Source organism: Pseudomonas sp. 10B238, assembly GCF_000970615.1.
GTDB lineage: Bacteria > Pseudomonadota > Gammaproteobacteria > Pseudomonadales > Pseudomonadaceae > Stutzerimonas.
The window spans coordinates 250,999-273,714 of record NZ_KQ033932.1 but is presented as its reverse complement, the minus strand read 5'-3'; the positions used below and the strand labels follow the sequence as shown (position 1 = coordinate 273,714).

The 22,716-nt window shown below is 58.1% G+C and carries 21 protein-coding genes and 2 tRNA genes; 17 read left to right on the top strand and 6 right to left on the bottom strand.

Annotation, left to right across the window (positions count from 1 at the left end):
• The first annotated feature begins 4 nt into the window (after nucleotides 1-4).
• Entirely contained in the window at nucleotides 5-406 is a 402-nt protein-coding gene (locus tag RT21_RS11415) for a hypothetical protein (RefSeq protein ID WP_045429721.1), read from the top strand.
• A 21-nt stretch (nucleotides 407-427) separates the two neighbouring features.
• Here the strand turns inward: RT21_RS11415 and RT21_RS11410 are convergent, their stop codons facing one another.
• Nucleotides 428-739 carry a YhbY family RNA-binding protein gene (locus RT21_RS11410; RefSeq protein ID WP_045429718.1) on the bottom strand — a complete coding sequence of 104 codons (312 nt, stop codon included), beginning with the start codon at nucleotides 737-739 and terminating at the stop codon, nucleotides 428-430.
• An 81-nt stretch (nucleotides 740-820) separates the two neighbouring features.
• Between RT21_RS11410 and rlmE the strand changes: the two genes are divergently transcribed.
• The 16 genes from rlmE (at nucleotide 821) to RT21_RS11330 (ending at nucleotide 16,699) form a co-directional block, all read left to right on the top strand.
• Nucleotides 821-1,471, top strand: coding sequence for a 23S rRNA (uridine(2552)-2'-O)-methyltransferase RlmE (rlmE, locus tag RT21_RS11405; RefSeq protein ID WP_045429715.1), 651 nt, complete (start codon nucleotides 821-823; stop codon nucleotides 1,469-1,471).
• Nucleotides 1,472-1,662: 191 nt separating this feature from the next.
• Nucleotides 1,663-3,573 (top strand): ATP-dependent zinc metalloprotease FtsH, encoded by a 1,911-nt coding sequence (gene ftsH / locus RT21_RS11400; RefSeq protein WP_045429712.1) that lies wholly within the window; start codon nucleotides 1,663-1,665, stop codon nucleotides 3,571-3,573.
• Nucleotides 3,574-3,589: 16 nt separating this feature from the next.
• Nucleotides 3,590-4,441 carry a dihydropteroate synthase gene (folP, locus tag RT21_RS11395; RefSeq protein WP_046162834.1) on the top strand — a complete coding sequence of 284 codons (852 nt, stop codon included), beginning with the start codon at nucleotides 3,590-3,592 and terminating at the stop codon, nucleotides 4,439-4,441.
• A gap of 10 nt (nucleotides 4,442-4,451) precedes the next feature.
• Nucleotides 4,452-5,789: a phosphoglucosamine mutase gene (gene glmM / locus RT21_RS11390; RefSeq protein ID WP_046162833.1), complete on the top strand. Its 1,338-nt coding sequence runs from the start codon at nucleotides 4,452-4,454 to the stop codon at nucleotides 5,787-5,789.
• Nucleotides 5,790-5,855: 66 nt separating this feature from the next.
• Nucleotides 5,856-6,611 (top strand): triose-phosphate isomerase, encoded by a 756-nt coding sequence (gene tpiA / locus RT21_RS11385; protein ID WP_046162832.1) that lies wholly within the window; start codon nucleotides 5,856-5,858, stop codon nucleotides 6,609-6,611.
• Between the two features lie 4 nt (nucleotides 6,612-6,615).
• Nucleotides 6,616-6,993 carry a preprotein translocase subunit SecG gene (gene secG / locus RT21_RS11380; protein ID WP_046162831.1) on the top strand — a complete coding sequence of 126 codons (378 nt, stop codon included), beginning with the start codon at nucleotides 6,616-6,618 and terminating at the stop codon, nucleotides 6,991-6,993.
• Between the two features lie 13 nt (nucleotides 6,994-7,006).
• Nucleotides 7,007-7,092: transfer RNA gene (locus RT21_RS11375), tRNA-Leu, on the top strand.
• 91 nt (nucleotides 7,093-7,183) lie between these two features.
• A tRNA-Met gene (locus tag RT21_RS11370) sits at nucleotides 7,184-7,260 on the top strand.
• A 128-nt stretch (nucleotides 7,261-7,388) separates the two neighbouring features.
• Nucleotides 7,389-7,847: a ribosome maturation factor RimP gene (gene rimP, locus RT21_RS11365; RefSeq protein WP_045429696.1), complete on the top strand. Its 459-nt coding sequence runs from the start codon at nucleotides 7,389-7,391 to the stop codon at nucleotides 7,845-7,847.
• Between the two features lie 48 nt (nucleotides 7,848-7,895).
• The gene (nusA, locus tag RT21_RS11360; RefSeq protein WP_046162830.1) at nucleotides 7,896-9,377 is read left to right on the top strand and encodes a transcription termination factor NusA; all 1,482 of its coding nucleotides are present in this window, start codon (nucleotides 7,896-7,898) and stop codon (nucleotides 9,375-9,377) included.
• A 28-nt stretch (nucleotides 9,378-9,405) separates the two neighbouring features.
• Nucleotides 9,406-11,901, top strand: coding sequence for a translation initiation factor IF-2 (infB, locus tag RT21_RS11355; RefSeq protein ID WP_046162829.1), 2,496 nt, complete (start codon nucleotides 9,406-9,408; stop codon nucleotides 11,899-11,901).
• A gap of 118 nt (nucleotides 11,902-12,019) precedes the next feature.
• Nucleotides 12,020-12,409 (top strand): 30S ribosome-binding factor RbfA, encoded by a 390-nt coding sequence (gene rbfA / locus RT21_RS11350; RefSeq protein WP_019342081.1) that lies wholly within the window; start codon nucleotides 12,020-12,022, stop codon nucleotides 12,407-12,409.
• A gap of 3 nt (nucleotides 12,410-12,412) precedes the next feature.
• Nucleotides 12,413-13,330 (top strand): tRNA pseudouridine(55) synthase TruB, encoded by a 918-nt coding sequence (truB, locus tag RT21_RS11345; RefSeq protein WP_045429690.1) that lies wholly within the window; start codon nucleotides 12,413-12,415, stop codon nucleotides 13,328-13,330.
• 118 nt (nucleotides 13,331-13,448) lie between these two features.
• Nucleotides 13,449-13,718, top strand: a complete 270-nt coding sequence (gene rpsO, locus RT21_RS11340) for a 30S ribosomal protein S15 (RefSeq protein WP_045429687.1) — start codon at nucleotides 13,449-13,451, stop codon at nucleotides 13,716-13,718.
• Nucleotides 13,719-13,923: 205 nt separating this feature from the next.
• A complete protein-coding gene (gene pnp, locus RT21_RS11335; RefSeq protein ID WP_046162828.1) occupies nucleotides 13,924-16,029 on the top strand; it encodes a polyribonucleotide nucleotidyltransferase in 2,106 nt (701 codons plus the stop codon).
• Nucleotides 16,030-16,303: 274 nt separating this feature from the next.
• A complete protein-coding gene (locus tag RT21_RS11330) occupies nucleotides 16,304-16,699 on the top strand; it encodes a BON domain-containing protein (RefSeq protein ID WP_045429681.1) in 396 nt (131 codons plus the stop codon).
• 54 nt (nucleotides 16,700-16,753) lie between these two features.
• Here RT21_RS11330 and RT21_RS11325 read toward each other — a convergent pair whose 3' ends face one another.
• The 5 genes from RT21_RS11325 to RT21_RS11305 form a co-directional block, all read right to left on the bottom strand.
• Nucleotides 16,754-17,056 (bottom strand): DUF2845 domain-containing protein, encoded by a 303-nt coding sequence (locus RT21_RS11325; protein WP_046162827.1) that lies wholly within the window; start codon nucleotides 17,054-17,056, stop codon nucleotides 16,754-16,756.
• A 13-nt stretch (nucleotides 17,057-17,069) separates the two neighbouring features.
• A complete protein-coding gene (locus RT21_RS11320) occupies nucleotides 17,070-17,351 on the bottom strand; it encodes a DUF2845 domain-containing protein (protein WP_101152978.1) in 282 nt (93 codons plus the stop codon).
• Nucleotides 17,352-17,374: 23 nt separating this feature from the next.
• The gene (locus RT21_RS11315; protein WP_046162825.1) at nucleotides 17,375-20,320 is read right to left on the bottom strand and encodes a DUF748 domain-containing protein; all 2,946 of its coding nucleotides are present in this window, start codon (nucleotides 20,318-20,320) and stop codon (nucleotides 17,375-17,377) included.
• Nucleotides 20,321-20,404: 84 nt separating this feature from the next.
• The gene (locus tag RT21_RS11310; RefSeq protein WP_046162824.1) at nucleotides 20,405-21,421 is read right to left on the bottom strand and encodes a class I SAM-dependent rRNA methyltransferase; all 1,017 of its coding nucleotides are present in this window, start codon (nucleotides 21,419-21,421) and stop codon (nucleotides 20,405-20,407) included.
• 75 nt (nucleotides 21,422-21,496) lie between these two features.
• Nucleotides 21,497-22,675: an acetyl-CoA C-acetyltransferase gene (locus RT21_RS11305; RefSeq protein ID WP_046162823.1), complete on the bottom strand. Its 1,179-nt coding sequence runs from the start codon at nucleotides 22,673-22,675 to the stop codon at nucleotides 21,497-21,499.
• Between the last annotated feature and the right edge of the window lie 41 nt (nucleotides 22,676-22,716).

The window sequence follows — 22,716 nt, the reverse complement described above, 5'->3', positions numbered from 1 at the left end:
ATCGATGCGGGCCGGAACCATAAGCTGGCAGCTGGCTCAGACTTTCTGGGTCGGTGGTCTTTGGCTGCTGCAGTTTGTCATGCTTCCGGCGCTCGGCAAGATTGGCCTTGCGCCGATGCTTATTGACGAAATCGCGAATAGCCTTCGCCCATTGCTGGTGGGCTTCGCTGCATTCTGTGTCGTCCTTCAGGCCGTCGTGCTGATTCAGCTCGGCGGATTGCGAAGCCTGTGGGAAGATTTGCGCGGTCAGCTTTTGCTCAGCATATTGCTGCTGGCGGCGAGTTTTTTCGTGGTGCGTGCCGGTGTCGTCCAGTCTCCGTACTGGCTGGTGTTCAGTTATCTGGTTATTGGCATGTGCGGGCTGATTCTGGTGCTGCAGGCCGCTCCCGGACGGGAGCGGTCATGACTGGCGATGCTTGCGTCAGGCTTAGGCCTGAAAACGATGTACGTTGGATAGCAGCTTGTTCACGTTGGGGTTCTTGCGATAGACCAGCGCCATCTTGCCGATGGACTGGACCAGTTCGCAGCCTCCAATCTTGCATAGCTCATCGGTTACCGCACGCCGATCCTCACGCTCGGTGATCCGCAGCTGCACCTTGATCAGCTCATGATCGTTCAAGGCGCGCTCCAGTTCGGCCTGTACGCCTTCGGTCAAGCCGTTCTCCGATACGATCAACACTGGCTTCAGATGATGGCCGATGGATTTGTACTGTTTCTTCTGCTCGTTAGTGAGCGGCATAATTCGACCCTTGCGTCAGAACCCTGAAAATGGCGGCTAGTGTAACTGACACGCTCTGAGCCGCACAGATGAGGTAACAGCTTGGCACGCTCCAAGACCAGCCCGCGTTGGCTGAAAGAACATTTTGATGACCCCTATGTGAAGATGGCGCAGCGCGACGGCTATCGTTCTCGGGCCAGCTACAAGCTTCTCGAAATACAGGAAAAGGATCGTATTCTGCGGCCAGGCATGACGGTGGTCGATCTCGGTGCGGCGCCGGGAGGCTGGTCGCAGGTCACCAGTCGAGTGATCGGTGATCGCGGGCGGCTGATCGCTTCCGATATTCTGCCCATGGACAGCATCGCGGACGTCACCTTTGTGCTCGGTGACTTTACTGAAGACCAGGTGTTCGCCGAGATCCTTCAGGCCATCGGTGAAACCCAAGTGGACCTTGTGATTTCCGATATGGCCCCCAATATGAGTGGGGTGAAGGTCGCTGACCAGGCGCGAGCGATGTTTCTTTGCGAGCTTGCGCTGGATCTGGCCATGCGAGTGTTGCGCCCAGGTGGCGATTTTCTGATCAAGATTTTTCAGGGGGATGGTTTCGATGCCTACCTGAAGGATGTCAGACAGAATTTCGACAAGGTACAGATGCGCAAACCCTTGTCCTCAAGGGATCGCTCCCGGGAACAGTATCTGCTGGCGCGCGGTTATCGGGGTGATGGCAACGAGATGCAAGCGCTGCGGTCTTAACCGCACGGGGACTGAAACTATTCTGGCAAATGCCAGCCGTGAAATTACGGGCTAGCATGTTTCATATCGGGTTACAGACCGAGCTGCGTGTTCAGCTACGTTGTGTAGTAAGTTAGGCCGAGAGCGAACCATCGGCCGTCATGCAGGCTCCCGACAATACGCCTGCTCTAGAGGGTAGTGAATTGAACGACATGGCAAAAAACCTGATTTTGTGGTTGATCATTGCCGCTGTCCTAGTGACGGTGATGAACAACTTTTCCAGCCCTACCGAGCCGCAGACGCTCAACTATTCCGATTTCATCGAGCAGGTCAAAGAAGGCCAAGTCGAGCGCGTGACCGTTGACGGTTTCGTCATTACCGGAAAGCGCAGTGACGGCGAGACCTTTAAAACCATTCGGCCTGCGATTCAGGACAATGGTCTGATCGGTGACCTCATCAACAACGATGTGGTGATCGAAGGCAAACAGCCCGAGCAGCAGAGCATCTGGACGCAGCTATTGGTGGCGAGCTTCCCGATTCTAGTGATCATTGCTGTCTTCATGTTTTTCATGCGTCAGATGCAAGGCGGCGCTGGCGGCAAGGGTGGGCCGATGAGCTTTGGCAAGAGCAAGGCTCGGCTATTGTCTGAAGACCAGGTCAAGACGACGTTCGCTGATGTTGCGGGTTGTGACGAGGCCAAGGAAGAAGTTACCGAGTTGGTCGAGTTCCTGCGTGATCCGGGCAAGTTTCAAAGGCTTGGGGGGCGTATTCCACGCGGTGTGCTGATGGTCGGTTCGCCGGGTACTGGTAAGACGCTGTTGGCTAAAGCGGTTGCAGGTGAGGCCAAGGTCCCATTCTTTACGATCTCCGGTTCCGATTTCGTTGAGATGTTCGTTGGTGTGGGTGCCAGCCGCGTGCGCGACATGTTTGAGCAAGCCAAGAAGCACGCACCGTGCATCATTTTCATCGACGAGATTGACGCCGTCGGGCGCCATCGCGGTGCAGGTCTCGGTGGCGGTCACGACGAGCGGGAGCAGACGCTGAACCAGTTGCTGGTCGAAATGGACGGTTTCGAAATGAATGACGGCATCATCGTCATTGCTGCCACTAACCGTCCGGATGTCCTCGATCCTGCCCTGCTTCGCCCCGGCCGTTTCGATCGTCAGGTGGTTGTTGGACTGCCCGATATTCGTGGTCGCGAACAGATCCTGAAAGTACATATGCGCAAGGTTCCGCTTGGCGATAGTGTCGAGCCGGCTTTGATTGCGCGTGGAACTCCTGGATTTTCAGGCGCTGACTTGGCCAATCTTGTCAACGAAGCATCGTTGTTTGCTGCGCGCGCTGGTAAGCGTGTGGTTGAAATGAAAGAGTTCGAGCTGGCCAAGGACAAGATCATGATGGGCGCTGAGCGCAAGTCGATGGTCATGTCCGAGAAGGAGCGGCTCAATACGGCCTACCACGAGGCGGGTCACGCCATCGTTGGACGCGTCGTTCCGGAACACGATCCGGTCTATAAGGTATCGATCATTCCCCGCGGCAGAGCATTGGGAGTGACGATGTTCCTGCCTGAGGAAGACCGCTACAGCCTTTCCAAGCGCGCCTTGATCAGTCAGATCTGTTCGCTATTCGGGGGACGGATCGCAGAGGAAATGACGCTCGGCTTTGAAGGTGTTACGACCGGCGCGTCCAATGACATCATGCGCGCTACCCAGCTGGCTCGTAACATGGTTACCAAGTGGGGGTTGTCCGAAAAGTTGGGCCCGCTGATGTACGCGGAGGAAGAGGGTGAAGTTTTCCTTGGTCGCAGTGCGGGTAGTCAGCACACAAATGTGTCAGGTGACACTGCGAAGCTGATCGATCTCGAGGTTCGTAGCATCATCGATCAATGCTATGGCACAGCGAAACAGATTCTCGCCGACAACCGTGACAAGCTTGATGTTATGGCTGAGACGCTGATGAAGTACGAGACCATCGACGCTGATCAGATTGATGACATCATGGCTGGCCGGACTCCGCGCGAGCCGCGGGACTGGCAGGACGGCTCCGGCCCAACCGGAACGCCCGTTCAGCCTGAAAGCGGCCGCCCACAGACGCCGATTGGTGGCCCAGCTGGCGAGCACTAAGCTAAGGCTGAGTTAGATGAGTGAAAAGTCGTTCTCGACCCGGCTGTCCTGTGGCAGCCGGGTTCTTGATTTAGCGCGCCCGCATGTCATGGGTATTCTGAACGTTACGCCCGATTCGTTCTCCGATGGCGGCCAGCATGCTAGTGTCGATGCTGCGCTGCGGCACGCCGCCGCAATGGTGGTGGCGGGTGCGACGTTGATCGACGTAGGTGGGGAGTCGACTCGCCCGGGTGCAAGCATTGTTTCGCCAATCGAAGAGCTTGAGCGTGTTGCGCCTGTGGTAGAGGCGATTGCCCGTGAGCTTGACGTGATTATTTCGGTGGACACCTCGACACCTGCCGTGATTCGCGAGACGGCCCGACTTGGTGCGGGTTTAATCAATGATGTCCGTTCGTTGTCTCGTGATGGGGCCCTGGATGCGGCAGCAGACAGCGGACTGCCGGTGTGCCTGATGCATATGCGGGGTGAGCCTGGTGATATGCAGAACGATCCTCGCTATGACGATGTCACCAGCGAGGTCGTGAGCTTCTTGCGTGGGCGTATGGAGGTTTGCTTGGCTGCAGGCATCCCTGACGACCGGATTGTGCTCGATCCGGGGTTCGGCTTCGCGAAGACCCTCTCTCATAATCTGCATCTGTTCAACAGGCTGGAACAACTCCATGTGTTGGGGCGGCCATTGCTTGTTGGCGTTTCCCGCAAGAGTATGGTCGGCCAAGTTTTGCAGCGCGACGTGGCGCACCGTCTATATGGAAGTTTGGCGCTTGCAGCGCTGGCTGTAGTGAAGGGGGCTGGCATCCTCCGGGTGCATGACGTGGCCGAAACGGTTGATGTGGTTCGAATGATTGCCGCAGTGCAAGCGGCAGAATAGGGATTAATTCATGGGTAGAAAGTACTTCGGCACCGATGGCATTCGGGGTCATGTCGGCCAATTTCCGATCACGCCGGAATTTATGCTGAGGCTTGGTTGGGCGGCGGGTATGGCATTTCGTAAGCACGGGAAATGTCGCATTCTGATCGGCAAAGACACGCGGATATCCGGATACATGTTCGAATCTGCGCTGCAGGCTGGGCTGTCTGCCGCAGGCGCCGATGTATTGCTTTTGGGGCCCATGCCTACCCCGGCAGTTGCGTATCTAACGCGCACCTTCCATGCCGATGCCGGCATCGTAATCAGTGCCTCGCATAATCCGCATCACGATAATGGGATCAAGTTCTTCTCCGGGCGCGGAACGAAACTGCCTGATGAAGTTGAGCTGATGATCGAGGAGCTGCTCGACACGCCGATGACGGTGGTTGATTCGGTGCAGCTCGGTAAAGCTTCGCGGATTAACGATGCAGCGGGGCGCTATATCGAATTCTGTAAAAGCAGCGTGCCGACCAGTACCGATTTCAGCGGTATGAAAATCGTGCTCGATTGCGCTCACGGAGCTACTTACAAGGTGGCGCCTAGTGTCTTCCGAGAACTTGGTGCCGAAGTGGTGGTTATCGCTGCTCAGCCAGATGGGTTGAATATCAACGCTGATGTGGGGTCCACTCATGTAGCGCAGTTGCAGAGGGCTGTGATCGAGCAGGGTGCAGACCTTGGTATCGCCTTCGATGGTGACGGCGACCGCGTGATGATGGTCGATCATACCGGGGCCCAAGTAGATGGTGATGAGCTGCTTTACATCATCGCCACTGACCTGCAGGACCGCGACCGCCTGGTAGGTGGTGTTGTCGGAACTTTGATGAGCAACCTTGGTTTGGAGCTGGCGCTCAAGGCGCGTGATATCCCCTTCATTCGCGCCAAAGTCGGGGATCGTTATGTGATGGCGGAAATGCTTGAGCGCGACTGGGTGCTCGGTGGCGAAAACTCAGGTCACATTGTCTGCGCGCAGCATGCCACCACGGGGGATGCCATTATCGCCGCGCTCCAGGTTGTGCTCGCTTTAAAACGCCGCGGGTGCAGCCTGGCACAGGAGCGTCTGGCTTGGAGTAAATGCCCCCAAGTGTTGATAAACGTTCGGTTCCGCGGTGATATGGATCCGATTGCACATCCTCAGGTTCAGGCAGTCTGTGACAGCGTTACAGAACGGATGGCAGGGCGGGGGCGCGTGCTGTTGCGCAAGTCCGGGACCGAGCCTTTGGTGCGGGTGATGGTCGAAGGCGATGATGAAAGTCAGGTTCGCTGTTACGCTGAGGAACTAGCGAACGCTGTAACGCAAGTTTGTGCGTGATTGCCGCTTGCCAGAGGTGTTTTCGTTGAGTACCATCTGCGCCCACTTTGACCGACGAGGTAAAGCATGCGTCGCCCATTGGTAGCTGGTAACTGGAAAATGAACGGTACCCGCGCCAGCGTCGCAGAGCTGATCGAGGCGCTTCGCCAGCAGGGCATTCCTGAAATGGTCGAGGTGGTGGTGTTTCCGACCACTCTGCACCTGATGCAGGTTGTGAGTGGCCTGGAAGACATGGCAATCGCCGTAGGTGCTCAGGACTGTGCGGTGGATGCTGGCTTTGGTGCATTGACGGGCGAGGAGTCCGCCTCTCAGCTGGCTGATGCGGGTTCCAGTTGGGTGTTGGTTGGCCACTCTGAGCGGCGCCTGATTTTGGGCGAAAGTGACGAGGTGGTAAGCAAAAAGTTTGCAGCAGCATTGGCGTGCGGTATGACTCCGGTGCTGTGTCTGGGCGAGACGCTGGAGCAGCGTCAGGCTGGGCAGACTCTTGAAGTGGTTGAGCGTCAGCTGGCTCGCATTTTGGCTGATGCCGGGGTTTCCGCTTTTGAGGGGGCGGTTGTGGCGTACGAGCCGGTCTGGGCTATAGGTACCGGGCTGACGGCGACGCCGCAACAGGCTCAGGAAGTACATTCGGCTATTCGAGAGCAGCTGTCCCGTGAGGATCAACGTATCGCCGAAGGCGTGCGGCTCCTGTACGGTGGCAGTGTAAAGGCGGAAAATGCTGCCGAGCTTTTTGGCATGCCGGATATCGATGGGGGGCTTATCGGTGGCGCCTCTCTGAAAGCGAATGATTTCGGTGCGATCTGTCGTGCCGCAGGGAACTGATCAGATGTTGCAAACTGTTGTGATTGTGGTGCATCTGCTGGTTGCCATTGGCGTGGTTGCGTTGGTGTTGCTGCAGCAAGGTAAGGGGGCTGACGCAGGTGCGTCCTTTGGTTCGGGTGCTTCGGCAACTGTGTTCGGAAGCCAAGGTTCTTCTACCTTTCTGAGTCGTTTTACTGCTATACTCGCCTGCGTTTTTTTCGCTACAAGCTTGGGTTTGGCGTTTTTTGCAACGCGCCAGGCTGACCAGGTTTCGGGCGCAGGCCTGCCGGATCCGGCAGTGCTGGAAGTTCCGGCGAGCAAGCCGGTAGTGGAAGATGTACCTGTTCTGGAAAGTGCTCCGTCCGCGCCTGTTGCAGATGAAGTGCCTCAGCTGCAGGAGTAAGACTAAGGTTTTTGCCGAGGTGGTGGAATTGGTAGACACGCTACCTTGAGGTGGTAGTGGCCATAGGCTGTAGGGGTTCGAGTCCCCTCCTCGGTACCAAACAAGCAGGCCCGCAGATGCGGGCTTTCTTGTTTTTAGTGTTTAGGTTGACCTGGTTTTGGTGCGGTCGTATAATTCGTGCCCAGTTTGACGCGGGGTGGAGCAGTCTGGTAGCTCGTCGGGCTCATAACCCGAAGGTCGTTGGTTCAAATCCAGCCCCCGCAACCAGTTGATGAAAAGCCCCTGTTAAGGGGCTTTTTATTAGCTTCAAGCCAGGTCGCCGGCATTCACAGGCGATCATCATGGATGGGCGTTTCGCCCATTTTTCATTTGTACGGCATGCACGAGGGACTTCGATGTCGAGCAAGCTAGAACAGTTGCAGGCCTTGATGGCCCCAGTGGTAGAGGCCCTCGGCTATCAATGCTGGGGCATCGAATTCATATCACAGGGCCGGCATTCTCTGTTGCGCGTCTATATCGATAATCCCAACGGGATACTTGTCGATGACTGCGAAAAGGTTAGCCGTCAACTGAGTGGTGTGCTCGACGTTGAAGACCCGATCAGCTCCGATTACACGCTTGAAGTGTCTTCACCTGGTATGGATCGGCCGCTGTTCACACTTGAGCAGTACGAGGCGCACGTCGGCGAACAGGTCAAAATAAAGCTGCGCTCGCCCTTCGAGGGTCGGCGCAATTTCCAAGGTCTTTTGCGCGGGATCGAGGCACAGGATGTGGTGGTGCTGGTCGATGATCACGAATATCTGCTGCCAATCGATATGATCGACAAGGCCAACATAATTCCCCGTTTTGAGTGAATCGCGGATCCCGCGGACCCCAATGGATTGCGATAGGCGAGGCGTACGATGAGCAAAGAAGTACTGCTGGTTGTGGAGTCGGTATCCAACGAAAAAGGCGTACCGGCCAGTGTGATCTTCGAAGCGTTGGAGCTGGCTCTGGCCACTGCTACCAAGAAGCGCTTCGAAGATGAAGTTGACCTGCGGGTCGAGATTAATCGGCAGAACGGTAGCTATGAAACCTTCCGCCGCTGGACAGTGGTAGAGGAAGAGGATTTCGACGATCCGGCCCATCAGCTGACCACGGACATGAAGCAGGCACAAGAAGCCAACGCCAAGGTTGGTGATGTGCTCGAAGAAAAGATCGACTCCATCGAGTTTGGTCGGATTGCTGCTCAGACCGCCAAGCAAGTCATCGTGCAGAAAGTCCGCGAGGCTGAGCGCGCCCAGGTCGTCGAGGCTTATCGCGATCGGCTCGGCGAGATCATTTCCGGCACTGTGAAGAAAGTGACCCGTGACAGCGTGATCGTTGATCTGGGTAACAATGCCGAAGCACTGCTGGCTCGGGAAGATATCATCGCTCGCGAAACCTTCCGCGTTGGTGCCCGAGTGCGTGCGCTGCTCAAAGAAATTCGCACCGAGAACCGCGGACCGCAATTGATTCTTTCGCGTACGGCGCCGCAGATGCTCATCGAGCTTTTCCGCATTGAAGTGCCAGAAATTGCGGAAGGCCTGATCGAGGTGATGGCCGCCTCACGTGATCCGGGCTCTCGCGCCAAGATCGCAGTGCGCTCGAAAGACAAGCGGATCGATCCGCAGGGTGCCTGTATTGGTATGCGCGGTTCGCGCGTACAGGCCGTCTCTGGGGAGATTGGCGGTGAGCGTGTCGACATCGTGCTGTGGGACGAGAACCCTGCACAATTCGTCATCAATGCAATGGCCCCGGCTGAAGTGGCTGCCATCATCGTCGACGAAGATGCCCACGCCATGGATATCGCGGTTGGCGAAGACAACTTGGCTCAAGCCATCGGTCGTGGTGGTCAGAACGTTCGCCTCGCCAGTCAATTGACCGGCTGGACGCTGAATGTGATGACCGAGGCAGACATCCAGAGCAAGCAGCAAGAAGAAACCGGCGACATTCTGCGCAACTTCATCGAAGAGCTGGACGTCGATGAAGAGCTGGCACAAGTACTGGTCGAGGAAGGTTTCACTTCGCTCGAAGAGATCGCCTACGTTCCAATGGAGGAAATGCTCGGCATTGAAGGCTTCGACGAAGATATCGTCAATGAGCTGAGAACCCGCGCTAAAGATCGTTTACTGACTAAAGCGATCGCAACGGAAGAAAAACTGGCAGACGCCCAGCCAGCCGAGGATTTGCTCGCGTTGGAAGGCATGGACAAGACACTGGCGGTCGAGTTGGCAATGCGAGGTGTTATCACCCGCGAAGACCTGGCCGAGCAGTCAATTGACGACCTGCTCGACATAGACGGCATAGATCAAGAGCGTGCCGGCAAGCTGATCATGGCCGCCCGAGCCCATTGGTTCGAGTAAGTAATTAGCGGCCTGAGGAGAGAGATGCATGACGCAAGTCACGGTGAAAGAACTGGCCCAGGTGGTCGACACACCGGTCGAGCGACTGCTACAGCAGATGCGTGAGGCAGGACTGTCGCACACCAGCGCCGAGCAAGTAGTGACCGATAACGAAAAGCAAGCCCTGTTGGCGCACCTTAAGAGCAGCCATGGGGCTAAAGTGGCCGAGCCAAGCAAGATCACCTTGCAGCGCAAAACCACGACCAAGTTGAAAGTGAGTAACAGCAAGACCATCAGCGTTGAAGTGCGCAAGAAGAAAACCTTCGTCAAGCGCAGCCCTGATGAGATCGAAGCTGAGAAGCAGCGCGAGCTCGAAGAGCAGCGCGCCGCCGAGGAAGCTGCTCGTCAAAAGGCGGCAGAAGAAGCACGGCAGCGGGCCGAGGAAGAAGCGCGCCGTCAGGCTGAGTCTTCCAAGACTGAAACGCCAGCCGCCGTCTCTCCCGAGCCTGTCGCAGCTGTTGCGCCTGAGTCCGTACCGGTTACGCCTACTGCTCCTGTTGAGGATCGCAAGAAGGATGAGCCACGTCGTCCGGACAAGGCCCGTAGTGAAGACGACGAACGTCGTGATCGCAAGCAGGCTCAACATCGTCCTTCGTTGAAAGCAAAGGCGCCGCTGTCGCGTACTGCGCGTAGTGGCGAAGACGACGCTGACGGCTTCCGTCGCGGTGGGCGTGGCAAATCGAAGCTGAAGAAGCGCAACGCGCATGGCTTCCAGAGCCCGACCGGCCCGGTCATTCGTGAAGTTGCCATTGGTGAGACCATCACTGTTGGCGATTTGGCGCAGCAGATGTCGGTCAAGGCCGCCGAAGTCATCAAGTTCATGTTCAAGATGGGTACCCCGGTGACCATCAACCAGGTGCTTGATCAGGAAACCGCACAGCTGATCGCAGAAGAGCTCGGCCACAAGGTCAAGCTGGTCAGCGACAACGCGCTTGAAGAGCAGCTGGCTGAGCTGTTGAAGTTCGAAGGTGAGGCGATTACACGTGCTCCGGTTGTGACCGTTATGGGTCACGTCGACCACGGTAAGACGTCGCTGCTCGACTACATTCGTCGCGCCAAGGTGGCTGCTGGCGAAGCGGGCGGTATCACGCAGCACATCGGCGCCTACCATGTGGAAACGGATCGCGGCATGGTCACCTTCCTCGACACCCCTGGCCACGCCGCGTTTACCGCGATGCGTGCTCGTGGTGCACAAGCGACCGATATCGTGATCCTTGTGGTAGCAGCCGATGACGGCGTGATGCCGCAGACCATCGAGGCGATCCAGCATGCTAAGGCTGCTGGTGTTCCGCTGGTGGTTGCGGTGAACAAGATCGACAAGCCTGGCGCCGATCTCGATCGGATTCGTAGCGAGTTGTCTGTTCACGAAGTAACGTCGGAAGAATGGGGCGGTGATACGCCGTTCGTGTCGGTATCCGCGAAGATGGGTACTGGCGTGGATGACCTGCTCGAGGCGGTGCTGCTGCAGGCCGAGATCCTCGAACTCACCGCTACCCCGTCGGCTCCAGGTCGTGGTGTTGTGGTCGAGTCGCGTTTGGATAAAGGCCGCGGCCCGGTTGCTACCGTTCTGGTTCAGGACGGTACGCTACGCCAGGGCGATATGGTGCTTGTCGGGTCGAACTACGGCCGTATCCGCGCCATGCTCGATGAGAACGGCAAATCGATCAAGGAAGCAGGACCTTCGATTCCGGTCGAGATTCTTGGCCTCGACGGTACACCGGACGCAGGTGACGAACTCAGCGTGCTCGCTGACGAGAAGAAGGCGCGTGAAGTGGCCTTGTTCCGTCAGGGCAAGTTCCGCGAAGTGAAGCTGGCCCGTGCGCATGCCGGCAAGTTGGAAAACATCTTCGAGAACATGGGGCAGGAAGAGAAGAAGACGCTTAACATCGTCCTCAAATCCGATGTTCGTGGATCGTTGGAAGCGCTGCAAGGTTCGCTTAGCGGCCTGGGTAACGACGAGGTGCAGGTTCGTGTCATCGGTGGCGGTGTCGGTGGTATCACCGAGAGCGACGCCAACCTGGCGCTGGCATCCAACGCTGTTCTGTTTGGTTTCAACGTGCGTGCCGACGCTGGTGCGCGCAAGATCGTCGAACAGGAAGGTCTGGATCTGCGGTACTACAACGTTATCTACGACATCATAGAAGACGTCAAAAAGGCCCTGACCGGCATGCTGGGCAGCGATGTTCGCGAGAACATTCTCGGTATTGCAGAGGTTCGGGACGTGTTCCGCTCACCGAAGTTTGGTGCCGTGGCTGGTTGCATGGTCATCGAAGGCATGGTGCACCGCAATCGTCCGATCCGCGTCCTGCGCGACGATGTGGTCATCTTCGAAGGCGAGCTGGAATCCCTGCGTCGCTTCAAGGACGACGTTGCGGAAGTGCGTGCCGGAATGGAGTGCGGTATCGCGGTGAAGAGTTACAACGACGTCAAAGCTGGCGACAAGATCGAAGTGTTCGAGAAAGTCGAAGTGGCGCGTTCGCTCTAACAGCAGCTGTTAGGCAAATCGGCGGCAAGCTTTCAGGAGAGATCCGGGAAGCTTGCCGTTTGCCTTTGCAGCACGACGTTTTTTTTAGGTTAGCAGCTTGCTGCTCAAGGCAGATTTTATGGCCAAAGAATTCAGCCGTACCCAGCGTATTGGCGATCAGATGCAGCGCGAGTTGGCGCAGCTCATCCAGCGTGAAGTTAAGGATCCCCGTCTGGGTCTGATAACCATCACGGCAGTCGAGGTCAGTCGTGACCTGTCCCATGCCAAGATTTTCATTACGGTCATGGGCAAGGATGACGATGAAGATGCGGTCAAGGGCAATCTCCGGATTCTCAACGATGCCAGCGGTTTCCTGCGAATGCAGCTGGGCAAGGCGATGAAGCTTCGGACCGTGCCGCAGTTGCATTTCAACTATGACGCCAGCGTGCGTCGTGGCGTCGAATTGACGTCGCTCATCGAGCGAGCGGTAGCGGAAGACCGCAAGCACAGCGACGATCTTGGAGAGTAAGGTTTGGCCCAGGTAAAACGCATCCGCCGCGCGGTCAGCGGCATCATTCTTCTCGACAAACCCCGCGGCTTCACATCGAACGCCGCGCTGCAGAAAGTTCGCTGGTTGCTCAACGCCGAGAAGGCCGGGCATACCGGTAGTCTGGACCCGCTGGCGACCGGTGTTCTGCCACTGTGTTTCGGGGAAGCTACTAAGTTCTCTCAATATTTGCTGGATGCTGATAAGGGCTACGAGACCGTTGCCCAACTCGGTGTGACCACTACCACGGCCGATGCAGAAGGTGAGGTGATCGAGCGTAAGCCTGTCGCCGTCAGCCAAGCGCAGCTAGAGGCGCTTTTGCCACAGTTTCGCGGTGATCTGCAGCAAGTGCCGCCGATGTATTCGGCACTTAAACGCGATGGCCAACCGCTGTACAAGCTGGCGCGAGCTGGAGAGGTAGTGGAGCGCGAGCCGCGTTCTGTTACCATTGCGCGCTTGGATTTGCTGTCGCTTGAAGATGACCGTGCGCGATTGGCGGTTGCCTGTAGCAAAGGCACCTATATCCGGACGTTGGTCGAGGATATCGGGCATGCGCTGGGTTGTGGTGCGCACGTCGCCGAACTGCGTAGAACTCAAGCAGGGCCGTTCGATCTCAGCCAGACGGTCAGTCTTGAAGAGCTGGAACGAGTGCACGCAGAAGGGGGCGCTGAGGCGGTTGATGCCTTTCTGAAACCGGTGGATAGCGGGCTTGAACATTGGCCTCTACTGCAACTTTCAGAGCACAGCGCGTTTTATTGGTTGCATGGGCAGCCGGTACGCGCCCCGGAAGCGCCGAAGTTCGGCATGCTGCGAGTGCAGGATCATAATGGTCGCTTCATCGGTATCGGTGAGGTGAGCGAAGACGGGCGTATTGCGCCGCGTCGACTGATTCGGTCGGAATGACCGATACGCAGCTTACCTTTAAGGTGTGCAGCGTTACGAGGATGGCTGTTGGCAGGCACGGTCACACCTCTTTTAAAACACGGGACATGTCCCGGCCTGTTCATAGAAGGAGCCCATCATGGCACTTAGCGTTGAAGAAAAAGCTCAGATCGTTAGCGAGTACCAGCAAGCTGAAGGTGATACCGGTTCGCCGGAAGTGCAGGTTGCCCTGCTGACCACCAACATCAACAAGCTGCAAGGTCACTTCAAGGCCAACGGTAAAGATCACCACTCGCGTCGTGGTCTGATTCGTATGGTTAACCAGCGCCGCAAGCTGCTGGATTACCTGAAGGGCAAGGACACCACTCGTTACAGCACCCTGATCGGTCGTCTGGGTCTGCGTCGCTAAGCGATGCTGGTGCGAAGCTGAATGCCAAAGCTGGAAGTAGGGCTCGCCCTGCTTCCAGCTTTTGCCTTTCAGAGGTACACCTCTGGACAGCGTTTGGGTTCGATACCCGCCACTGCCCAAGCATTCGGATAAAGCGCTTCGCGCGAGGCATGGCCCGCGAGGCGTGAGTCAAGTTTCCCCAAGGCAACATAGAGAAGGAACCACCGTGAACCCGGTAATCAAGAAATTCCAATTCGGTCAATCGACCGTAACCCTCGAGACTGGCCGTATCGCCCGTCAAGCCAGCGGCGCCGTACTGGTCACCGTTGATGACGACGTGACCGTGCTGGTTGCCGTCACCGGCGCCAAAACTGCTGATCCGAGCAAGGGCTTTTTCCCGCTCTCGGTCCACTATCAGGAAAAAACCTACGCAGCCGGCAAGATTCCAGGCGGTTTCTTCAAGCGTGAAGCGCGCCCTTCCGAAAAGGAAACCCTGACCTCGCGCCTGATCGACCGTCCGATCCGTCCTCTGTTTCCTGAAGGCTTCCAGAACGAAGTCCAGGTGATTTGTACTGTCGTTTCGACCAGCAAGAAGACTGATCCGGACATCGCTGCGATGATCGGTACTTCGGCTGCGCTGGCGATTTCCGGCATCCCGTTCAACGGTCCGATCGGTGCTGCTCGCGTTGCCTTCCACCCGGAAACCGGCTACCTGCTGAACCCGACTTACGAGCAGCTCAAGGCCTCGAGCCTGGACATGGTCGTTGCCGGTACCAAAGATGCCGTACTGATGGTCGAGTCGGAAGCCAAAGAACTAACCGAAGACCAGATGCTGGGCGCGGTACTGTTCGCTCACGACGAGTTCCAGGCCGTAGTGCAGGCCGTTACCGAGTTGGCAGCCGAAGCGGGCAAGCCGACCTGGGATTGGCAGCCAAAGGCTGAAAATACCCAGCTGCTCAATGCCATTCGCAGCGAATTCGGCGAGGCGATCTCGCAGGCATACACCATCACCATCAAGCAGGACCGCTACGCGCGTCTGGGTGAGCTGAAAGATCAGGTCGTTGCCAAGTTCTCCGGTGAAGAAGGCCAGCCGACAGCTGGCGAAGTCAAAGAAGCCTTCGGCGAAATCGAGTACCGCACCGTTCGCGAGAACATCGTCAACGGTAAGCCGCGCATCGATGGTCGCGACACCCGCACTGTTCGTGGTCTGAACATTGAGGTCGGTGTACTCGACAAGACCCACGGCTCGGCGCTGTTCACCCGTGGTGAAACCCAGGCGCTGGTCGTTGCCACCCTCGGCACTGCCCGTGATGCGCAGCTGCTCGACACCCTGGAAGGCGAGAAGAAAGATCCCTTCATGCTGCACTACAACTTCCCGCCTTACTCGGTGGGCGAGTGTGGCCGCATGGGCGCTACCGGTCGCCGCGAAATCGGTCACGGCCGTCTGGCTCGCCGTTCGGTTGCTGCAATGCTGCCGAGCGCTGACGAATTTCCCTACACCATTCGCGTGGTGTCGGAAATCACCGAGTCGAACGGCTCCAGCTCTATGGCTTCGGTCTGCGGTGCTTCGCTCGCGCTGATGGATGCCGGCGTGCCGATGAAAGCGCCGGTAGCCGGTATTGCCATGGGTCTGGTCAAGGAAGGCGAAAAGTTCGCGGTTCTGACCGACATTCTGGGTGACGAAGATCACCTGGGTGACATGGACTTCAAGGTGGCCGGTACCTCCAAGGGCGTGACCGCGCTGCAGATGGATATCAAGATCCAGGGCATCACCGAAGAGATCATGGAGATCGCGCTGGGTCAGGCGCTTGAAGCGCGTCTGAACATTCTCGGCCAGATGAACCAGGTCATCGGTCAGTCGCGTACAGAGCTGTCGGCCAACGCGCCGACCATGATTGCGATGAAGATCGACCAAGACAAGATCCGCGACGTTATCGGCAAGGGTGGCGCGACCATTCGCAGCATCTGCGAAGAGACCAAAGCCTCGATCGATATCGAAGATGACGGCTCGATCAAGATCTTCGGTGAGACCAAGGAAGCTGCAGAAGCCGCCAAGCAGCGGGTTCTGGGTATCACCGCTGAGGCTGAGATCGGCAAGATCTACGTCGGCAAAGTTGAGCGCATCGTCGACTTCGGCGCATTCGTCAACATCCTCCCAGGCAAGGATGGTCTGGTGCATATCTCGATGCTGAGCGATCAGCGCGTCGAGAAGGTGACCGACGTGCTCAAGGAAGGCCAGGAAGTGAAGGTCCTGGTGTTGGACGTCGACAACCGCGGCCGTATCAAACTGTCGATCAAGGATGTGGCTGCTGCCGAAGCATCAGGCGCATAAAGCATCCCAGTGACAAGAAGAGCCCCTCGGGGCTCTTTTTTTTGCGGCGGCGAAATGCTGGTCAAAACGTTGCGCGCGTTGAGCGCATTGCAGTCTGCACGCTTCGCTTGATCGAAACATGCAGAGTGCTAGTGGCAGAGCGGCACTACTATGCCTTATGTCGTTGAATATTAAGAATATTTATAAATCCTTAGCTTGGCACGTAGCTTGCGACCTATTAGGTGAATCTGCGGAGACATACCGCAGTTACTATGAGAAAACAGGAGTGCCACTCATGAACAAGATCCAGACCTCTATTACTGCTGCCACCATTGCGACTGCCTTGAGCTTGCCGCTGGCAGGGGCTGCGTTCGCCGACACCACGCCTGCATTTGACGAGGCCCAACCAATGATGTTGGCCGCCAGTGACACCATGGACGCTGCTGAGCACACCGCAGACGAAGCGGGCGAGGCGATGTCTGACACCTGGATCACCACCAAAGTTAAATCTGCTCTGCTTGCTGGCGACTCGACTCCAGGCATGGAGATTGAAGTCGAAACCAACAACGGCGTGGTTTCACTGTCCGGTACTGTGGCCACCGAAGCACAGCGTGAGATGGCCATCGACAAGGCCAAGACGATCGAAGGCGTCAAAGACGTTTCTGCAGACGGTCTGAAAGCGGTCGACTAACGGGTCAGGTAACACTGAAACCCGCTGCTTGCAGCGGGTTTTTTTTGTCGCCGGTCAGCCTCGTTCGCTATCGATGTTGCTGAGGCGGTTACCCTCGAAGCGCAGAAAATGGTACATGCCATTGGTGGGGCCATAGGTCCATTCTTCAATCTGCACCTCCTGACGAAAACCGTATTCGTCGACCAGCTCCCTATACCCGGTCAGTGCACGGCTGGTGGGCTCACCGCACTTGGCTTGTACTTCGGCTGTCGAGGCTCGCAGGCTTACCAGGTTGCTTCCACAGCGAAAGGTCGAGGAGGCCTGCGCCAGTGCACAGAACGTGATGGTAAGCGCAGCCAGTACGGCACTTTTTTGCATGGTGACTCCCTGATCAATTAGCTCGGCTGGTTTCGATCCGTACCAGTCGGTTTCCCTCGAATGTGAGGATATTGAATACCCCATTGTCGGGGCCGTATACCCATTCCTCGCGCATCATTTCCCGGCGTTGGTTTGGGCCCAGTGTGTAGCCCACCAGATCACGCTGAACAGGTTGGCCACATTTACGCTCGACCTCAAAGGTGCGGTCGCCTGTGTTGATCAGGTTGCTTCCACAGCGGAGGGTGTCTGCGCCGGCTATTGAACTCGCCAAGCTGGCCGCGAACAGGAAGACCATCTTCCAATGACGCCCGATTGTTCTCATTCCGCCTCCAAATGCAGCACCGTTGGGACTCCACCGTCCTGGACAGTCTGGGTGATGCCGGTATCGAGCAGGTACACCCTGTCCGCAGCCAGCCCTGCGTTGTCTACCAGATAGTCCTTGATGCTGGCGGCCCGTGCACGGCTCAGGCGCCGCAGGAGTGCCGTGCTGGTTTCACGGCTGCTTAGAATCGCTTGCCGAAGCTGCCGCGTGCGGGCTTCAGCATCGAGACTTTGCCACTCGGCGGGTGGTTGTTGCTGCAGGCGGCTGCGATAGATTCCTTCCAACATGGCGGCCTTTTCTTCTTCACCGATTTCGAGCATGGATGGATCGGCGGGAACGGTATCACCACGTCGCTGCAAAACTTTATACCAGGTCTGCTGATATTCACGCTCCAGCCACTGTTCGGCGAGCAGTGCGCCATCAACTGCCGGAGCACCCATGCCTTCGACCTCCAGGCGGAGTACAGGGCGCTCCTTGAGTGCGCTGGCCAGCGCGTCGAGGTTGCTGCGCGCTCTGCTGTCCAGTTCGCTGCTACCGGGCAGGAATAGAATTTGGCTAAGATCCGCCTGTTCACGACCGACGAGTCCTCCAAGGAATTTGAAGGGCGACTTGGCTGCCCGTACTACCAGATTGCGCAACGTCTGCCAGATGATGGGCACCACGTCGAACTGCGGATTCTTGAGATCTCCCTGTACGGGAATCTTCAGCGCAATGGTGCCGCTACTGTCTTTCAATAGCGCCACCGCAAGGCGCACCGGCAGATCTACGGCCTGCTCGCTGTCAACTTTTTCGCCTAGCTGCAGCTCTTCCAGCACCACTTCGTTTTCAGCGTTCAGCTGCCCTTGCTGGATACGGTAATGCAAATCCAGGTTAAGCCGTCCCTTGCGAATGCGATAGCCCGCGAACTTGGCGGAATAGGGCGAGAGCGTGGTCAGCTCGACCTGCCTGAAGCGGGTGGTGATGTCGAGGCTCTGGAGCGGCTCGAAAGGCGTCAGGCTGCCCTCGATGCTCACGGGTGCGTAACGATCAACTTTGCCCTCTATATCAACGCTGGCAGCGTTGTGCTGACGATTATCGAGGGTGCCGATGCTACCGCCGAGATCTTGGATAGCAGTGATGAAGGGCGGGCGCAGACTGAGGTCGGAGAAGTTGGCTGAGCCGTCAGCTATCTGAATACCGCCAATCCGCAACGCGAAGGGCACGTCTGGCTCGTCTGGGGAGGCGGGTGCTTCGGAGGGTGGAGCCTCTTGGTCGGGCGAAGCTGAGGGCTTGTCTACCAGCAGGTCATTGATGTTGGTCGTCAGGTCCGGGTTGATAATGAAGCGGGCATAGGGCTGGGTCAGGTCGATCTTTTCGATCTGCAGCGCGTTCGGATAGCTATAGTCCAGACCGCTGACCTGCAACGACTGCCATTTCATCAAGTCACGGTCCTGGATGGTGTCGAGCGTATGAAGCTGGGTAATCTCGGCGGAACCGCCTATATGAAATGCTAGCGGCTCGACGCCCGTCAGCTCGACCGCAAGCTGGCTCGCCAGCAGTCCGCTGCGTAACTCCAGGTGAACGAACGGCGACAAATAGGGCTGCGCCAAGCGCAAGTCGATGCCTGTCAGCGTGACGTCGAAGCTCCCCTGCATTGGCGTCAATGTCAGCTGGCCTTCGGCAAGTAGCGAACCTTGTTTACCGACCTCGGTGGTCAGCTTGAGCTCCATCGGAGCTGTGCCGCGGCTGTCGAAGTTACGCACGTCCAGATCGAGGGGCCCGAGTTCCAAATCGACGTTTGGCTCAGGAACCTTATCCGCCAGGTGCAGCTGATAGTTACGCAGTTCAGCGTCACGTAGAACTATCCGCCAAGGCTGATCAGATGCATCACCTTCCTGCGTTGGCTTAGGCTCATCCTGCGCCAGTTGCTCCTCCGTGTCGGTTGGCTGCGGTTGCGGTTCTGGCTTGCTGGCAAGCAAGCGCTGCCAATTGAGTTGGCCGTCAGGCTCACGAATCAGCCAGCTCTCCAGTGCCTGGCTGCGCAGCTGGCCAAGGGTGAGTTGTCGTTTCGGCAAGTCCAACGAAGCTTGGGCGATCTCTGCCTGTTCCAAACGGAGTAATGGCTGGCCTTGGAGGCTATCGATACTCAGCGATGCCAGCGTAGCGCTCGCGTCGCTCAATTGAAGTGAAGTGCCCTTGCTGAGGTCGAGCTGGTACTCGGTCTTTAGGCTCAGCTGCCCTTCGTTAAGGGCGAGCGGTGCCATGTCGCGGACATAGGGCCAGAAGGTCTTCAGTGCCAGCCCATCTATTTCAAGCTGGCCGGTGGACGTGACGGGGGAGAGGTTGAGCTGACCTTTCCATTTGATGCGTGATCCGTCCGGGCCTCTGGCAACTAGGACGGCATCAGCGGCGTCGTCCGAGCGGGTCGCAAAGTTAAGGAGCTCAAAATCCAGCGAGTCGAGCAGGAAGTCGATCGGCTCCTGGGTTCGCTGATCAGCGAAATGCACCCGTCCGCCGGCCAGTTGCAGGCGATCGATGCGCAGGGCAAGGGGCTCTTTATCCTCTGCGGGCGTATCTTCATTGCTGGGCAGCTCGAACAGCTCGGCCAGGTTCAGCTTGCCGTCAATGTCAAACAAGACTTCGGCGTTCGGCCCGATGAGCTCGATATCCGAAAAGTGCAGGGAGCGGCTCCACAGGCTGTCCCAATCGAGGTCAACGAATAACCGCTCGAAAGCCAGTTGCTCGGCATCCGGCTCGCCCAAGTGCAGGTTGTGGAGTCTCAAGTTCAAGGTGAACGGATTGAACTCGATCCGCCCAAGGCGAGCCGGTACCGTCGCGTATTTTGCCAGCTGTTGGTTGACGACACGCTCCGCCACTCCGGGCAGGATCAGAAAACCGAGCAGGCAATAGACGATCAGGGCGGTCATCACGCCGATGAGCGCGCGCTTCATTCCGTTGGGCATGCGGATCTACTTTCCAGGCGATGAACTGCCTTGGAGTATGGCATGGCACGCGGGTTCCTCCTGCGCGCGCGGGCGCGCGTTACCTCACAACTGGAGCATCAGCACCTTGAGCGGCGGCTTGCCGTCAGTTGACGGGAAGTCGGCGGCCGGTGGCAGTACTTGGCAGTCCTGAACCGGCCGACCAGCCTTGGTTGCGCAGCGCAGGACTTGATCGCGCCAGTCGTCGAGATCGACCTTTGCCAGGTTGTTGCAGCAGATGAGGACGCCGTTCTCGGCGGTCGCGAGTAGGGCGGGTTTGAGCAGGCTTTGGTAGTCGCGCAGCAGGTCGACGGTTCCGAACGCGCTCTTCGACCAGGCGGGAGGATCGAGCAACACCATATCGAACTGCTTCGGTGACAGGCGCGGGTAGTCTGGCAGTGGACGGCCGCGTCGCTGCGGGATCGGCATGTCGGCGAGCTGACGGATCGCGGGAAAGTAATCCGACTGAATGAACTGCATCGGGGTCAGCTCAGGATTCAGCGCGCCGTTCTCGCGGCCCACCGCGAGGTTGCTTTCGGCGAAATCCAGATTGCAAACCTCACGAGCACCACCAGCGGCAGCGCAAAGGCCGACCCCGCAGGTGTAGGCGAAGAGGTTAAGCACAGACTTGCCGGCACTGTTGGCCTTAACCCAGCCGCGCACATTGCGCAAGTCCAGAAACAGCAGCGGGTCCTGGCCGCTATGGCGTGCACGGACGCGGTAGTTCAGGCCCCACTCGTGACCGATCACGTCTTCCAGTGCTGAGGGTGCTGCGCGATATACCGGATCGCTGCGGTCGATACGCGAGTTGCCTTGGGAGCGATCGTTGTAGACGAGTGCCACGGGCAGGTCGAGCTCGGTGCATATCTGCTCATGCAGCGTCAGCAGGGCGTCACGTTCAAGCGGCTGATGGAAGCTCTGTACCAGTAGCAGCGGGCCGTAACGGTCGACGGTGAGCCCTGGTGAGCCCTCCTGACTGCCATGGAACAACCGATAGCAGTCGGTGGCCTGACGGTGCAGTTCGGAGAGCAGTGCTTCGCGATTGAGGTAGGCGGCGCGCAGCGCCTGTTCGAGAGAGGGCATGCGCGGCGACTCGGGAAAGAGGGCCGCGCAGTTTATCGGAAATTGCCGATAATGGGCCGGCGGGCTGCCTGTCGGTCAGCGTTCGATTGCCAGCGCGACGCCCTGACCGCCACCGATGCAGAGCGTCGCCAGTCCTTTATGGACGTCGCGGCGGATCATCTCATGCAACAGGGTCACTAGGATGCGGCAGCCCGACGCGCCAATCGGGTGGCCGATGGCGATAGCGCCGCCGTTGACGTTGACCTTCTGTTGATCCCAACCCAGCTCTTGGCCGACCGATAGCGCTTGTGCCGCAAAGGCTTCGTTGGCTTCGATCAGGTCCAGCTCATCGAGCGTCCAGCCGGCCTTTTCCAGGCAGCGGCGCGTGGCCGATACCGGGCCGATGCCCATGATCGCAGGATCGACGCCAGCGTTGGCATAGCTGGCGATGCGAGCCAGCACTGTTAGGCCAAGCGTCTTGGCCTTCTCGGCGCTCATCAGCAACACGGCTGCGGCACCGTCGTTGAGGCTGGAGGCGTTACCGGCCGTTACGCTGCCGTCCTTCTTGAAGGCTGGTTTGAGTTTGGCCAGGCTCTCTGTCGTGGTGCCCGCCCGTGGCTGCTCGTCTGTATCGAAAACCAGCGGCTCGCCCTTGCGCTGCGGAATCTCGACCGGGGTAATTTCGTCGCGCAGACGCCCGGCTTCGATGGCGGCAATTGCCTTTTGCTGTGAGGAGGCAGCGAATGCATCCTGCGCTTCGCGCGTGACGCCGTACTTTTCCACCAGATTTTCGGCGGTGATGCCCATGTGGTAGTCGTTGAACGCGTCCCAAAGGCCGTCCTGAATCATGCTGTCGATCAGCTTGCCGTGACCCATGCGCAAGCCCGTGCGTGCGGCGGGCATGACGTACGGCGCCAGGCTCATGTTTTCCATGCCGCCGGCAATCACCACTTCGGCGTCGCCACAGCGGATCGCTTGCGCCGCCAGGTGCAGCGCTTTGAGGCCGGAGCCGCAAACCTTGTTCAGGGTCATCGCCGGTACCGCATGGGGCAACCCTGCGTTCATGGCCGCCTGTCTCGCCGGGTTTTGCCCCGCGCCAGCAGTCAGAACCTGGCCGAGGATGACTTCATCGACCTCGGCGGCGTCGATTCCGGTCTGCTTAAGAAGTTGGCGAATCACCGCGGCGCCCAGGTCGACGGCAGGGATGTTGGCCAGCGCGCCCTGAAAGCTGCCGACAGCAGTGCGAGTGGCGGCGACGATGACGACGTCTTGCATGATCTTGAACCTCAAGAAGGTGCGGGCTCCCGCGGGGCGCT

Bases quoted from the DNA above. Each gene is read 5' to 3' on its own strand.
- RT21_RS11415 (WP_045429721.1), top strand. From the start codon at position 5: ATGCGGGCCGGAACCATAAGCTGGCAGCTGGCTCAGACTTTCTGGGTC.
- RT21_RS11410 (WP_045429718.1), bottom strand. From the start codon at position 739: ATGCCGCTCACTAACGAGCAGAAGAAACAGTACAAATCCATCGGCCAT.
- ftsH (WP_045429712.1), top strand. From the start codon at position 1,663: ATGGCAAAAAACCTGATTTTGTGGTTGATCATTGCCGCTGTCCTAGTG.
- folP (WP_046162834.1), top strand. From the start codon at position 3,590: ATGAGTGAAAAGTCGTTCTCGACCCGGCTGTCCTGTGGCAGCCGGGTT.
- glmM (WP_046162833.1), top strand. From the start codon at position 4,452: ATGGGTAGAAAGTACTTCGGCACCGATGGCATTCGGGGTCATGTCGGC.
- tpiA (WP_046162832.1), top strand. From the start codon at position 5,856: ATGCGTCGCCCATTGGTAGCTGGTAACTGGAAAATGAACGGTACCCGC.
- secG (WP_046162831.1), top strand. From the start codon at position 6,616: ATGTTGCAAACTGTTGTGATTGTGGTGCATCTGCTGGTTGCCATTGGC.
- rimP (WP_045429696.1), top strand. From the start codon at position 7,389: ATGTCGAGCAAGCTAGAACAGTTGCAGGCCTTGATGGCCCCAGTGGTA.
- nusA (WP_046162830.1), top strand. From the start codon at position 7,896: ATGAGCAAAGAAGTACTGCTGGTTGTGGAGTCGGTATCCAACGAAAAA.
- infB (WP_046162829.1), top strand. From the start codon at position 9,406: ATGACGCAAGTCACGGTGAAAGAACTGGCCCAGGTGGTCGACACACCG.
- rbfA (WP_019342081.1), top strand. From the start codon at position 12,020: ATGGCCAAAGAATTCAGCCGTACCCAGCGTATTGGCGATCAGATGCAG.
- rpsO (WP_045429687.1), top strand. From the start codon at position 13,449: ATGGCACTTAGCGTTGAAGAAAAAGCTCAGATCGTTAGCGAGTACCAG.
- RT21_RS11330 (WP_045429681.1), top strand. From the start codon at position 16,304: ATGAACAAGATCCAGACCTCTATTACTGCTGCCACCATTGCGACTGCC.
- RT21_RS11325 (WP_046162827.1), bottom strand. From the start codon at position 17,056: ATGCAAAAAAGTGCCGTACTGGCTGCGCTTACCATCACGTTCTGTGCA.
- RT21_RS11320 (WP_101152978.1), bottom strand. From the start codon at position 17,351: ATGGTCTTCCTGTTCGCGGCCAGCTTGGCGAGTTCAATAGCCGGCGCA.
- RT21_RS11315 (WP_046162825.1), bottom strand. From the start codon at position 20,320: ATGCCCAACGGAATGAAGCGCGCGCTCATCGGCGTGATGACCGCCCTG.
- RT21_RS11310 (WP_046162824.1), bottom strand. From the start codon at position 21,421: ATGCCCTCTCTCGAACAGGCGCTGCGCGCCGCCTACCTCAATCGCGAA.
- RT21_RS11305 (WP_046162823.1), bottom strand. From the start codon at position 22,675: ATGCAAGACGTCGTCATCGTCGCCGCCACTCGCACTGCTGTCGGCAGC.